The sequence below is a fragment of the Aeromonas sp. 600774 genome, from assembly GCF_049175075.1.
GTDB classification, from domain to species: domain Bacteria; phylum Pseudomonadota; class Gammaproteobacteria; order Enterobacterales; family Aeromonadaceae; genus Aeromonas; species Aeromonas veronii_A.
The window spans coordinates 117,883-130,669 of the sequence record NZ_JAAKUJ010000006.1 but is presented as its reverse complement, the minus strand read 5'-3'; the positions used below and the strand labels follow the sequence as shown (position 1 = coordinate 130,669).

Sequence of the window (12,787 nt, the reverse complement as noted above, 5' to 3'; positions counted from 1 at the left end):
ACGTCCATCAAACAGAGGTGTAAAGCGCCCCGATGCAAACCATGCGCCGAGGCAACAGAACGGATTCAGAGCCCGTAACGCAATTTGAGCGTATCGGGGTGCGGATTGAGATAAACCTGCTCGGCGAGATAGGGATTGGGGTACTCGCGCAGGTAGTGGCGGATCAAGGTGAGCGGCACCAGCAAGGGGAAGATGCCGGTGCGGTACTTGTCGATGGTATCGGCCAGCTCCTGCTTCTGGGCCGGGGTCAGCACCCGCTTGAAGTAGCCCTGCAGGTGCATCAGCACATTGGTGTGGCTGCGACGGTTGGCCCGCAGGGTCAGCGCGGTCATCAATCCCTTGATGTAGTTGTCGGCCACCTCCTGCAAATTGGTGGACTTGCCCAGATTGCCGAGCAGCTTGCCGAGCGCCCTGTAGTGGGTGGTGGCGTGGGAGAGCACCAGATACTTGTAGCGGGAGTGGAAGCGGATCAGCGCAGAGGCGGTGATACCACGCGCACAGAGCTGCTGCCAGTCGTGGTAAGCGAAGACCCGCAGCACGAAATTCTCCCGCAGGATGGGATCACAGAGCCGGCCATCCTCTTCCACCGGCAACAGGGGGTTGGCCTCCATCAACGCCTTGGCAAAGAGGCCGATCCCCTCCTTGGCGCTCCCCTCATTGTTGGCGCCATAGACCTTGACCCGCTCCATACCGCAGCTGGGTGATTTGGCACAGAGGATATAGCCGGAGATGAAGTCGAGCTGGCGTGCCTTCTGCTCGCTGAACGCAATCAGCTTTTCAGTGACATCGAAGCTACCATTGCTCGCCTCGGCACGGATCTCGCCGTTGCGCTTGACCAGCCGGATGGCGGCGCGAGGCGCCCCCAGACCGATAGCCATCTCGGGACAGACGGGGTGATAGTCAAAGTGAGCGCCAAGATCCCGTTCGCAGAAGCTGGAGCGCTTGTGGCCCCCGTCGAAACGCACCTCTTGTCCCAGCAGGCAAGCACTGATACCGACTTTAATCTTGTACATGATGGCACTCCTTGTATAAACCTTGATTCAGTTATAGCAGTTATACAAAAAAATGGAAGTTGTATAACTATCGCCGACTGATACGACACAAGGAGAAAAAAGAGATCACTGGAAAACGAAAAAACCCATGGCGAACGCCATGGGTAAAAATCAAGACACTACGGACTACTGGAAGGGGGATTAGAAACTGTATTTCACACCCAGGCTGGAGATGGAGCCTTTCTGCAGATCCCAGCTGCGATAGGTGTAGTCGGCAGTCAGCGCCCAGTTCTGGTTGAGCTTGTAAGCACCGCCTACCTTGAAGTCATGCATATCATCGGTCATGTTGGCGTAACGGTAAGCCGTGGAAAGCTCGATGTCGCCGATGTCGTAGCGCAGACCCACTTCACCGTACATGCTGCCACTATCCTTGCGAGCCACTTCGTCCCATCCCTTGTTGTTCTTGGCCAGCTCACGCTCAAGTTGATAGCCCATCAAACCGGTTTCGCCATAGAGATTGAGTCCTGTGCTCAGCGGGGTAAAGACACCGATACCCAGGCTGGAGATGGACATGCTGTCATTGCCGTCGTTGCGGGAGGTGAATTCGGTTCCGGCACGACCGTAGAAGTTGGAGCCAAAGCTCTTTGAGAGGTCCAGGCTCAGACCACCAAAATCACGGGTACCTTTGCTGGCAGCATCACGGGGAAATGCAGCGCTGTCTTGGCTCAGGTAATCAGACTTGGTGTGCGCCCAGGTCAAACCGCCCTTTGCGTAGCTGAACGCATCCTGTGCCAGAGCGGAAGTAGAGGCGAAACCGGCCAGAACCAGAAGAGATACAGTTGCTTTTTTCATGATGATAACTCCATGTGATTGGGCCCGTTGCTAGCGAGCTGGTATGGAGTCATTGTGCGGTCAGCATCCCGGCTTGCCGAGCGGCAAGCTGTTGCAAAACCATGTCAGATGTAAGCAGATATTTCCCGAGATGTCAGGGGTAACAAATTGCCGGCCCAATCGGTTTGCATGGGCCGGACAACACCAAATCAGCGGAAGACCACCTCATCAATTTCGACCCTGACCAAGGGCTGCCCGGTCAATCCGGCAGGACGGGGGATCTCGAGGGCCAACGACGGACGGACTTGCCCCTTGCGCAGATAGGTCTCCGGCAGGCGGTTCTCGGCAACCCAGAAACGGGCCTCCTGACGGCTCAGCTGCACTCCGTCAGCACTGAACAGGGTCACCATGCCACGCACCCCGACCACATTGCGGGTGCCGGTATTGCTCACCATAAAGGTCAGCGCCAACGGATCCGATCCCTCGAGCTTGTCCAGCTTGACCACCACACCGTCGCGTGCCGCTTGTGACAGCAATTCGGGGTTGGCCTTGGCCTGCTCGGTCAGTACCGAGGCGGCAACCGCCACCACGGCCCCCGCTTTCCCATCAGCAGCTATACCCTGCACGGGTTCGGCCGGTTTGACCACCAGATACTCCCAGGTAAAGTCATCGTTGAGCTGAACCTGCCGACCATCAGGCAGGGTCACCTGGGTAACAGGAGCTGCCTGCGCCAACACGGGCGAGAGACAGAGAGCAACCAGCAAACGGGAGAAAGCTTTCATGGCATGAACACTCGGTAACGGGTGAAAGGGCGACAGTATAAACAGTCGCCCCCCTCCTTGCCTATGACAGCACTCACGTTCTGGCTCCGGCGTCGCTTGCCCACGGGCTAGATGGCGAGATCGTGCCGCTCTTTGTGCGCCATATCCAGAGTCACCAGATCGAACTCGGTCCTCTTGAGGGCAGAGAGAATATCCGATTGCATATCAAAGGCCTGAGCACGCTGATGCTCGGGCAGACGCACCCGGGCCAGGGTGGTAGAGCAGTCGCACAGGGTATGGAAAAAGACCTGCGCCTCATCCAGCCCCATGTCGGCCAGCATCTGTTCGGCCTGATCCACCATTCGTAGATAACGTTGCTTCAACTGCCGTGGATTGGTGAAGCGATTGCTGAGACAACCGTTGCTCCCTTTGCCCCAACGACCGAGCTGACGCTTGTTGAAGCCATAGCGAAAATCACGGCTCATCACCCCGTTATCGGCAAAAAACCAGATGGTGTTGGCAGGCAGTGAGCCGAACTGGGCAAGATAGTCATCACGCTCCTCCACCGCGGCCGGGACCAGCAACGGCAGATGAGCCCATTCCGGACGAGCCTGCACATACTCACCAATGCGGCGAACCGGATCGATCAACCCCTCCATATTCGGCAGGCGATCGCAAAAGATGATCTCGTCACTCTTGATGATCCAGTGGTCGATACCGTAACGCTGGCAATAACGCCGGGCCCGAGCCACCTCACTGCGGCTGCGGGTCGGATTATCGAGGGTGATGGCGCGGATCTTGACGCCGCTGGCACGACACAGATCGATGCTGTAACAGGACTCCAACCGCCCCGAAAAAGAGACTATCAGCTCGTCAAAATTTGCCAGTTGCTCAATCAGCTGCAGCTCCCTGGCTTGAAAAGAGTGATCATATCCCTGATTCAAGACAACAACATTGGCATCCATTAAACAGCTCCGGATGATAAACAGGTGGCTTATTGTGCGGGAAACAAGCTGAATAGGCCCTTACAGAGTCAGGTTAAAATTAAAACTTGATGATTATTTCCCGTGATTTATCCGTAAAATCAACATCTTGAGCGTCATACACTCGCAATCTGGCCTGATGTACCCGATGGGCTCGCAAAAAACCCTGCGCCTGATCCAGTGAGGTGAAGGTCAGGTGCTCCCCCTCGCTGTCGGTCAGACAGAGATACTCCCCTTCCGCCTCGATACAGAGCTGATAACCGCTGCCATCCTTGCAGGCGATAATCAGGGTTGCCTCGGGATAGTGACTGAGCCAATTGCGAAACCGGCCATGCTCCATAGTGCTCCCACAGGGGCATCACCCCTTGTCAGTGACAGGCAAACAGCCCAACTCACCCAGTTGCTGACGGCAACTCGCCACGTCGGTAAAGACGATCCCCCTGATGCCGAGGGCCTCGGCGGCCGCAATATTGGCGGGACTGTCATCAATGAAGATGCACTCTGCCGGCTTGAGATCGAACGACACCAGCAGATAGCGATAGATATCCGGCTCCGGCTTCATCATCCGCACCCGCGCCGAGACCACCTTGCCACTGAAAAAGCGCCAGAAAGCCTGGTGCTGCTCCAGCCAGTCGATGCTGGCATGCCCCATGTTGGAGAGGGCATAGAGCGAATGGCCCGCTCCGTGCAGCTCGGCTATCAGGGTTAGCATAGCGGGATCTGGCTGCAGGGAGGCGGGAACTGCCTGTAAAATGGCCAGATTCTCCGCCACCGAGAGGCCGGTGCGCGCTTGTGCTTCCCGGGCCATGGTGTGGAGTGACATGGTGCCTCTGTCTACCTCTAGCCAGTCCGGGTGGTTAAAGAGCTGCTCGGCCAACTGTTCGGCTCCTTGCGGGCCACGCACCGAACGCACTATGCCTACCGGATCCCAGCTCACCACCACCCGTCCCAGATCGAAAATAATCGCCATCGTCTTTACCTCCCCCACTGGGTTGCAATCATCAAAACAGAGTCAATAGAACATCGCTTATACGCCATTTTCTTAACCGGATACCCTGCCCCCATCCCAGCCTGCGGGCAAGTTTTACTTGCATCGCAGCGGCAAATCCCTTAATGGTTATGACGTTACTTCAAGGACACACCTATGCACGCACCATTCTTCTTTGCTTTCTCGTTTATCAGGCCCGCTTAAGGGAAGGCCTGTCGTCGTGTGAACAGAAAGCAAAGACGAATCGAGCCTCCCCTAGCGGAGGCTTTTTTTTGCATTAATATCAATCGATTACTTGGATAGGGAACAATCATGGCAACGCTCGACGAGATCAGACAAGACATCACCCGGTTGGATCAGGAGCTGCTTGCCCTGCTGGCAAAACGCAAGACCCTCAGCATCGAGGTCGCCCGTGCCAAGCAAGCCAACCCGCGCCCCATCCGTGATCACCAGCGGGAGCAGGAGCTGCTGGTCGCCCTGATCCAGAAAGGGCGCGTGCTGGGGCTGGATGCCCAGTACATCACCCGTATCTATCACACCATCATCGAAGACTCTGTGCTCTCCCAGCAGGCCTATCTGCAGAGCCTGCTCAACCCGGAGCAGCAAGAGCCGATGACCAGCGTCGCCTATCTGGGGCCACGCGGTTCCTACTCCAGCCTCGCCGCCCGCAAATATCTGGCGCGCTACAAGGATCAGGTGATCGAGGTGAACTGCCAGAACTTCCGCGAAGTGCTGGATGCGGTGGAGTCAGGCCGCGCCGCCTTCGGTGTGCTACCCATCGAGAACACCAGCTCGGGCTCCATCAACGAAGTCTATGACGTGATGCAGCATACCAGCCTCTCCATCGTTGGTGAGCTCACCTACCCCATCGAGCACTGCATTCTCACCGCCGTGCCGACCGAGTTAAGCCGCATCAAGACCTTCTATGCCCACCCGCAGGTGTTTCAGCAGTGCTCCCACTATCTGAGCAAGCTGGAAGGAGCCCGTCACGAGATCTGCGACTCCTCCTCCAGCGCCATGATGAAGGTCAAAGAGCTGGCGAGCCCAGAGGCGGCAGCCATCGGCAGCGCCGCTGGTGGCGAGCTCTATGGCCTGGACGTGCTGGCCGAGCAGCTGGCCAACCAGAAAGAGAACTACAGTCGATTTATCGTGGTGGCGCGCAAGCCCATCGACGTGGCACCGCAGATCCCGGCCAAGACCACCCTCATCATGTCCACCTCCCAGAAACCGGGCTCGCTGGTGGAAGCGCTGCTGGTACTGCGCAACCACGAGATAAACATGACCAAATTGGAGTCCCGTCCGGTGCAGGGCAACCCGTGGGAAGAGATGTTCTACCTGGATGTCTCCGCCAACCTGCAGACCCCGGCGATGCAGGCAGCACTGGTGGAGCTGACCAAAATCACTCGCTATATCAAGGTGCTTGGCTGCTACCCGAGCGAGGATGTGAAACCCACCGCAGTGCCGCCGGTGCTGATGGGGAGCTAACCAGTCCACAACAACAAAAGGCGAGCACCCTGCTCGCCTTTTTTTGATGTCTGTTTTCAGGTCAGGCAATAACTCAGAACTGACCAGCCATCAGCTGATTGATGTTGTAGAGGGCGCGGGTATCGAGCTCCATCTCGGTGGCATAGGTGTTGCCGCGTGGATAAGAGGCCACCACCCGGGCACCGCGCACCACGCCTGCTACCGACACATCGAGCGAGTTGGAGGTCTGGGTCAAGTCACGATAGCTGCTCTGGCCGCGGACCTGCTGACCATTGAGCTGCTCGGCCAGCTCGCGATAAGCATCCATCTTTGAAGCGCGAATGGCTTGCAACATTTTCTCAGACTGGGAAGGGCCGGGCTGGATGTCGATCACCGCATACCCCACCGCCTTGAGCACCGGAAAATCATCGGGCTTGCCACCCTGGGTGTAATCCACGACCCGGTTACCACTGCAACCGGTGAGCAAGAGTGCCAACAGGCAACCAAACAGGATCTTCATGACTCGCTCCTCACGGGGTCAGATTGACCAGATGACCGCCCGGCCGCGCCTGGCTGTCACGCATCAGATAACCGCGATTGATCGATGCCCGACCAAACGAATTGTTGGCACCGAACAGATATTTTTGCGGGATCAAGCTCTGAGCCGTGGTCTCCACCATTTTGGTACGCATGTCGATGATGCGTGCGTTGACCAGGATCCCCTTGCTGTTGCGGCTGAAGGTGCCGACCAGAATGCGGGAGATGGGCAGGCGGGAAGAGAGCTCCTTGTAGTTGCGGCTCAAAACAAAGTCACCCTGTGGCGTCACCTTGATGCTACCGGTCAGCTTGAAGTCCACCACCACCTCGCCGCGGCGGTTGAGCTCGTAGATAAAGCTCTCCTCAATCTGCTGCCCCATCCAGTTGGTATCCTGCAGGGTATCGAGATCGACGAATGAGGCTACCGCGATGGGCTCGGTCAGGGTGGTCAGCGATTTGCGCTCCATCAGCTGATCGGTCATACGCGCCACCAGCCAGTTGAGCTCCATCCCCTGCGCCGCCTGGCGGGGGTCACCCAGATCCCGATTGATAGGGTCGGAGCCGCACCCGGTCAATGCCAGGGCGAGCGCCAACGCCGTGATGAGTTTGTTCATGGATACCTTTCCTGTATCTGCACCTGACTTATTATCGGACGCGCCGGACAAACCTTGAGCCGGGAATGAGGCATGATTCTTGCTGAAAGCTTCGCTGTTGAGCCAATCTCTGGCGGATGGTCAGAAAAACGTCATCGAACAACTGGTGTGATCCATGTCGGCCCGCCATGTCCTCTTCAAGAGAAGGGGCTACGAGTCGCCTAATCAAGGTATCTGTTATGAAATTACCGCTGCTGTTGACCCTGCTGCTGGCCAGCCTGAGCGCCCGCGCCGAGCTTATCGAAGCGCAGGGCAGCGCCGCCATTCTGGGGGGCGATGAGGTCTATGCCCGCGAGCAGGCGACCCGCGACGCCCTGCGTCAGGCGCTGCTGGCTAGCGGCGCGGCCGTTTCCAGCGTCCAGCGTCTGGAAAATGGCAGCCTGCGATCCGAGCAGATCCAGATCCGCTCCGGCGGCGACATTCGCCAGTACCGGCTCAAGCGGGAAGAGGTGCGCAACGGTCGCATGTATATCACGCTAGTGGCCGACATTCAGGCCGAGCGCCAGATCTGCCAGACCCAGCACTTCGCCAAGGATTTGACATTGGTCAGGCTACGCCTGCGCTACCCCGATCAGGCCAGCTATGGCGCCATGGACGACATGCCGGAAAATCTCTCGCGCCGGCTGTTCGAAACCCTCGCCAACGCACCGCAAGGGGTCGCGGTGCGCCAGTGGCTGGATGAAAACCTGCGCATTGATCCGCTCCACCTGCAACAGGGAGATCGCAGCGCCCTCGAAGAGATCAAGGCGCTTAGCCTGCGCACCGACAGCCAGTATCTGGTACTCGGCAGCATCGATGATCTCTCCATCGAGCCACAGGGCAACCAGCTGACCAGCTGGTATGAGGATCCCGTGCGCAACTTTCGCATGCAGCTCTACCTGTTCGACGGCATCAACGGCAGCCTGATCAACCGCAAGGTCTACGAAGGGCGCGCCACCTGGACCTTTGGCAAGCGGGATCAGGTGGGCAGCAGCAGCGGCCAGTTCTGGCAATCGAGCTACGGCCAAGAGGTCAACTACCAGTTGCAGCAAGCCGCTCAGGATCTGGTGGCCCAGCTTACCTGCGCCCCGGTCACCGCCCGGGTGGTCGGCCAGAACGAACGCGGCCCCTACATCAATCTGGGACGGCGCAACGGCGTCAAGCTCGGCGACCAGTTTCGCATCCAGCACAATGCCGACTTCATCGACCCTTACGGCAAGTCGCGCATGATGCGCAACCCGGCCGACGGTCTGTTCGAGGTGGTGCAGGTATTCGACGATGGCGCCATCATCAGCAGCCAGAACAAATATTCACCGTTCAACATCCAGAATGGGGATTTGGCAGTATTGGAATAACGGAGCAAGGGAGTTACCAGCGAATGGCATCTCCCGAGCTTCTCATTGGTATGGCTGACTAGCGGGTTGGTATCGGTCAGGTTCCCAGCACCTGACGCAGCCGCTCCTGCGCAACGCCTACCAGCAGGTCAGGCTGGAACTTGGAGATAAAGCGGTCACAGCCCACCTTCTTGACCATGGCTTCGTTGAAGTTGCCGCTCAGGGAGGTATTGAGGGTGATAAAGAGATCGGACATGCGCGGATCACTGCGCACCTCGTGGGTCAGCCGGTAGCCGTCCATCTCGGGCATCTCGGCATCGGTGATCATCAACAGGATCTCGTTGGTCACCTTCTTGCCTGCATCGCACCATCCCTTGAGCAGGGTCAGCGCCTGCAAGCCATCCTGGCACTCGATCACTTCCAGCCCCAGCTGACCAAGGGTCTCACGCACCTGGGTACGGGCTGTACTGGAGTCATCGACAATCAGCACCTTGCGACCATGCATTTCCGGCAGGATCTCCCGATCCAGCACCTCTTCGGAGATGCGGATGTCATAGGTGATGATCTCCGCCAGCACCTTCTCCACGTCGATGATCTCGACGATCTGATCGACCCCGTCTTCCGGGATGCGGGTGATGGCGGTGAGGTAGTTGGCACGCCCCGCAGAGCGCGGCGGTGGCAGGATATCCTTCCAGGTCATGTTGACGATATTGGCCACCTGCCCCACCAGAAAGCCCTGAATGGTACGGTTGTATTCGGTGATGATGAGGTTGGACTCGCTGTCGATGGGCATGGGGCGCATGCCGATAGCGCTGCGCAAGTTGATCACCGGAATAGAAGTACCACGGATATTGGCCACCCCGCTGATGTTGTGATGGGAGCCGGGCATCTTGCTGAGATGAGGTAATTTGACCACTTCCCGCACCTTGAAGACGTTGATGGCGAACATCTGGCGGGTGCCGAGACGAAACATCAACAACTCAAGGCGGTTTTCCCCTACCAGTTGAGTTCGTTGATCAACGGAATCCAATATACTCGCCATACGCTGATATCCATCTGATTATTAATCGACTCTAGTATAGAGGCAGCCAGCCAGGAAAGGCAGGCGCATTTTCAACCAGAGCAACCACCCAGATAAAAAAAGTGAGGCCGAAGCCTCACTTATCTCATTGATTTCAAAATCAATAACTACATACAGACTTCCAGCTGCCATCGGTGGCCTTGGGTTCACTGCTGGTCCACCAGTTGGCCTGCCACACCACCTTGTTGTGAGTGATGCGATCGCCAGCGTTGGCATGATCCCCTTGCGGCCAGGTCGGGTAAGCCTTGTAGGCCGCCGGATTGATGTTCTGGCTGCTGCAGGTCGCACCGCCCTCACCACCGCCCGAACCCAGTACGGCCTCCGGCAGGGTCGGGAACTCGGCCTTGAGACCCGCAGTCTGGCTGCCGCTGATGATGCGGATGCCACTCGGCACACCGGCTGCCGGCAGATAGTAGGTCATCGCCACTTCCACATCGCTGCCCGGCGTCCAGGCTTTCCAGGTCGGCAGCGTCAGAGCCACCTTGTGGAAATCCTTCTCGTTGGCAATCCCGTCAGAGTTCTGGTTGCCACCGCTCTCCACCACTTTCAGCCCCACCCCGCTCTGGTCAGTGATGGTGTCGGAGGTAGAGGTGGGTACCAGAAACTCGATGCGAGTGCCGCCCGGAATGGTCTGGGTCGAGTTGTTGGTGAGCTTCAGGGTCGGGTTGATCGGATAGTTGGAATCACCCTCCTTGAAGCCGGAGAGGCTCACAGCGATGTCGAGCTGGGCAGTTGGCGCAGCCAGATCGTTCTGCTTGGTGTTGTACTTGGTCGCCTTGGCGAACTTGTCGTAGGCGAGCGTGGTCAGGGTATCCCCCATACCGTACTCTTTTTTCACCGGATCGTAGGCATAGTCACCCGCCATCTCCCAGAACATCACACCACCCAGACCACGATTGACGATGTAGTCCAGCTTGTGACCCATGGACTCCTCATCCTCGGTGGAGAGGAACACCTTCTTCTCCTCGTTCCACAACCAGGGGGCATGGGCCTTGTCGTCGTAGTAGCGGACATACTTGCCCTGCATCACGTGCGCCGGGTTGTTGGGATCCAGACCCCAGGCCTGACCGTAGCTCGGCATGGTGGTGATCCCCAAGTCGGCTGCGTGTTCCAGGTTCTTGGCATGCCACATGGGGATGGCGCCACCGCCGATCTCCTTGCCGTTCTTGTCCAGATCGTGCCAGATGTTGTCGATGCCGACCGCCCCGTTGCCGCACGGAATGGTGCTGCCACCGGTACCCGGCTGACAATCACTCTGACTCGGCAGGGCTGCCTTGCCGGCCAGGCCGTGAGTGCCACCGCTGACCCCTTGCCAGCCACGGGTGTAATAAGGCACACCCACGTTGATCTTGCCGGCCGCCAGTGCACCACGGAAGTAGTGAGCAGACCAGGCTGCGTTGAGGTAACCGATGCCACCAAACTCTTTCTGGGTGTAAACGCCCCACTGCGCCAGCTCGGCGTCAGCCTTGTTGTCAAACAGGGCGGCGTTGTGGCCGACAAAGTGGTTCCAGGCACCGTGGAAGTCGTAGGTCATCAGGTTGACATAGTCGAGATACTGGGTGACCTGGAAGTTCTCCATGCCGCGCAGCAGATAGGCGGAAGCTGGCGAGGCGATGGTCAGCATGTACTTGCGGCCATCCTCGCTGCCCGCCCTATCCAGCTTGCTGCGCAGGGTCTGCATCATCACCTTGTAGTTGGCAAACAGCTTGCTGCGGCACTGGTTGGAGAGCGGGAAGTCGTTGGGGTTGCCCGCATCCTTCATGGAGGTGGGGTATTCGTAGTCGATATCGACCCCGTCAAAACCGTACTGACGGATAAAACTCACCGCAGACGTGGCAAGCGCATTGATGCCATCTGTGTTGACCGAGCAGTCGCCCTTGGTGGTGGCGGTGTAGAAGCCGCGCGTATCGGCCCAGCCCCCGACCGAGATCAGGGTTTTCACGTCCGGATACTGCTTCTTGAACTTCGACAGCAGGTTGAAGTGCCCCTTGTAGGCGAACTCCGGATCCATCTCGGCTCCCGGCACGCCATCCCAGGTCATCTTGGTCGCCGAGTCATCCACCTTGATGGTGTGGCTCTGCTCGTCCACCGCCGCGAAGGCGTAGTTGATGTGGGTGATCTTGCTCCACGGAATGTCGCTCACCAGATAGGCGGGCAGGCCATTCTTGCCGGTGCGCCAGGAGGTGAAGTAGCCGATGACCCGGCGGGCATGGTCATCCCCCATGCACTCGTAGCCATCAGGACGATAGATCTGGCGGATATCGCAGGAGAGGTTGCCGCCGGAAGGTGGCAGCGCAGCCTCCTCGACAGTGACGTTCACTGCCGCCGACTCGCCAACCAGATTGGTCTTGTCGGTGGCGACCAGCTTGAGGGCGGCACTGCCTTTGGCATCGGGCGTCCAGTTCACCTGCCAGGGGGCGGCATTGTCTTCTCCTACCCTCTTGCCATCGACAAACAGCTCGACTTTGGCCACATCGTTGTTGGCATCGGTGACGTTGCCGCTCACCGCCACGCTGCGACCCAGGGTCACCTTGGCACCGCTGGCCGGGCTGCTGATGCTCACCTTGGGCGCCTCTGGCGCTACCACGGCTGCAACGTTGAAGCTCGAATCAGCTTCGCTCAGAACCTTGCCATCCTTATCCAGCGCCCGCGCTTTCAGGGCGTGCGCCCCAACGCCCGCAGCACTCCAGCTGGCCCCCCAGGGCGAGGCGCTGGCCGTGGCGACCAGCTTGCCGTCGACAAGGTATTCGACCTTGACCAGCGCAGTGACCGGGCCACTCAGGGTCACCGCTAGCACCACGCTGGCCCCTTCGTTGAAACTGGCACCGGTAGCCGGTGAGCTGACGGCCACACCGAGCGCAGGTGGCGGCACTTCGCCGCCGTAGAGCTTCCAGGCATCCGCCCAGACCACCCCGACACCGGGTTCATAGTGATAGGGTGATGCCCCGCACCAGCCCGAGTAGGGGAACTCTTTGCATTCATAGAGGGCGCCGGCATTGCTGACGATATCACCGGCTTTGTAGGCAGTACCGGCCTTGTAGGCGGGATAAGCTGCCTGCGCCCAGGCGGGCATGGCAGCGATGGCCACCAGCACGGCAAGCCGGCTGGGCCTCAGGAACTGTTGCATATTGTTATCTTCCTTGTTTTGTCTTGGCATTGGTGACCAAGGCAAAGCACAAACGCA

12 protein-coding genes and 1 other annotated feature are annotated in these 12,787 nt (G+C 58.5%); of the genes, 2 read left to right on the top strand and 10 right to left on the bottom strand.

Going from position 1 to position 12,787, the window contains the following annotated elements:
• Positions 1-65 precede the first annotated feature (65 nt).
• From G5171_RS08455 to G5171_RS08430, 6 genes are all read right to left on the bottom strand, one after another.
• Entirely contained in the window at positions 66-1,013 is a 948-nt protein-coding gene (locus tag G5171_RS08455) for a YbgA family protein (protein ID WP_005343644.1), read from the bottom strand.
• Positions 1,014-1,193: 180 nt separating this feature from the next.
• Positions 1,194-1,844 (bottom strand): porin family protein, encoded by a 651-nt coding sequence (locus G5171_RS08450; RefSeq protein WP_216979351.1) that lies wholly within the window; start codon positions 1,842-1,844, stop codon positions 1,194-1,196.
• Between the two features lie 188 nt (positions 1,845-2,032).
• A complete protein-coding gene (locus G5171_RS08445; protein ID WP_421260039.1) occupies positions 2,033-2,605 on the bottom strand; it encodes a DUF3157 family protein in 573 nt (190 codons plus the stop codon).
• Positions 2,606-2,712: 107 nt separating this feature from the next.
• Positions 2,713-3,549, bottom strand: coding sequence for a hypothetical protein (locus tag G5171_RS08440; protein ID WP_319919339.1), 837 nt, complete (start codon positions 3,547-3,549; stop codon positions 2,713-2,715).
• 79 nt (positions 3,550-3,628) lie between these two features.
• A complete protein-coding gene (locus tag G5171_RS08435; RefSeq protein ID WP_421212695.1) occupies positions 3,629-3,907 on the bottom strand; it encodes a DUF6482 family protein in 279 nt (92 codons plus the stop codon).
• A gap of 18 nt (positions 3,908-3,925) precedes the next feature.
• Positions 3,926-4,537, bottom strand: a complete 612-nt coding sequence (locus G5171_RS08430; RefSeq protein ID WP_005343633.1) for an HAD family hydrolase — start codon at positions 4,535-4,537, stop codon at positions 3,926-3,928.
• A gap of 170 nt (positions 4,538-4,707) precedes the next feature.
• Positions 4,708-4,829, top strand: a sequence feature (Phe leader region).
• A gap of 38 nt (positions 4,830-4,867) precedes the next feature.
• Here G5171_RS08430 and pheA point away from each other — a divergent pair.
• Complete coding sequence (pheA, locus tag G5171_RS08425; RefSeq protein ID WP_021230338.1) at positions 4,868-6,040, top strand: prephenate dehydratase; 1,173 nt, start codon at positions 4,868-4,870, stop codon at positions 6,038-6,040.
• A gap of 73 nt (positions 6,041-6,113) precedes the next feature.
• Here the strand turns inward: pheA and G5171_RS08420 are convergent, their stop codons facing one another.
• Together G5171_RS08420 and G5171_RS08415 are read right to left on the bottom strand one after the other, a co-directional pair.
• Positions 6,114-6,539, bottom strand: a complete 426-nt coding sequence (locus G5171_RS08420) for an LPP20 family lipoprotein (RefSeq protein ID WP_005338717.1) — start codon at positions 6,537-6,539, stop codon at positions 6,114-6,116.
• Between the two features lie 10 nt (positions 6,540-6,549).
• Positions 6,550-7,170, bottom strand: coding sequence for a FlgO family outer membrane protein (locus tag G5171_RS08415; RefSeq protein ID WP_337073767.1), 621 nt, complete (start codon positions 7,168-7,170; stop codon positions 6,550-6,552).
• 218 nt (positions 7,171-7,388) lie between these two features.
• Between G5171_RS08415 and G5171_RS08410 the strand changes: the two genes are divergently transcribed.
• On the top strand, positions 7,389-8,543 hold the full coding sequence (locus G5171_RS08410) for a flagellar assembly protein FlgT (protein ID WP_005343626.1): 1,155 nt from the start codon (positions 7,389-7,391) through the stop codon (positions 8,541-8,543).
• A 76-nt stretch (positions 8,544-8,619) separates the two neighbouring features.
• On the opposite strand, the gene G5171_RS08405 is transcribed toward G5171_RS08410, so the two are convergent.
• Positions 8,620-9,564 carry a chemotaxis protein CheV gene (locus G5171_RS08405; RefSeq protein ID WP_216979357.1) on the bottom strand — a complete coding sequence of 315 codons (945 nt, stop codon included), beginning with the start codon at positions 9,562-9,564 and terminating at the stop codon, positions 8,620-8,622.
• 139 nt (positions 9,565-9,703) lie between these two features.
• Positions 9,704-12,730 (bottom strand): glycosyl hydrolase family 18 protein, encoded by a 3,027-nt coding sequence (locus G5171_RS08400; protein WP_421251331.1) that lies wholly within the window; start codon positions 12,728-12,730, stop codon positions 9,704-9,706.
• Between the last annotated feature and the right edge of the window lie 57 nt (positions 12,731-12,787).

Bases quoted from the DNA above. Each gene is read 5' to 3' on its own strand.
- G5171_RS08455 (WP_005343644.1), bottom strand. From the start codon at position 1,013: ATGTACAAGATTAAAGTCGGTATCAGTGCTTGCCTGCTGGGACAAGAG.
- G5171_RS08450 (WP_216979351.1), bottom strand. From the start codon at position 1,844: ATGAAAAAAGCAACTGTATCTCTTCTGGTTCTGGCCGGTTTCGCCTCT.
- G5171_RS08445 (WP_421260039.1), bottom strand. From the start codon at position 2,605: ATGAAAGCTTTCTCCCGTTTGCTGGTTGCTCTCTGTCTCTCGCCCGTG.
- G5171_RS08440 (WP_319919339.1), bottom strand. From the start codon at position 3,549: ATGGATGCCAATGTTGTTGTCTTGAATCAGGGATATGATCACTCTTTT.
- G5171_RS08435 (WP_421212695.1), bottom strand. From the start codon at position 3,907: ATGGAGCATGGCCGGTTTCGCAATTGGCTCAGTCACTATCCCGAGGCA.
- G5171_RS08430 (WP_005343633.1), bottom strand. From the start codon at position 4,537: ATGGCGATTATTTTCGATCTGGGACGGGTGGTGGTGAGCTGGGATCCG.
- pheA (WP_021230338.1), top strand. From the start codon at position 4,868: ATGGCAACGCTCGACGAGATCAGACAAGACATCACCCGGTTGGATCAG.
- G5171_RS08420 (WP_005338717.1), bottom strand. From the start codon at position 6,539: ATGAAGATCCTGTTTGGTTGCCTGTTGGCACTCTTGCTCACCGGTTGC.
- G5171_RS08415 (WP_337073767.1), bottom strand. From the start codon at position 7,170: ATGAACAAACTCATCACGGCGTTGGCGCTCGCCCTGGCATTGACCGGG.
- G5171_RS08410 (WP_005343626.1), top strand. From the start codon at position 7,389: ATGAAATTACCGCTGCTGTTGACCCTGCTGCTGGCCAGCCTGAGCGCC.
- G5171_RS08405 (WP_216979357.1), bottom strand. From the start codon at position 9,564: ATGGCGAGTATATTGGATTCCGTTGATCAACGAACTCAACTGGTAGGG.
- G5171_RS08400 (WP_421251331.1), bottom strand. From the start codon at position 12,730: ATGCAACAGTTCCTGAGGCCCAGCCGGCTTGCCGTGCTGGTGGCCATC.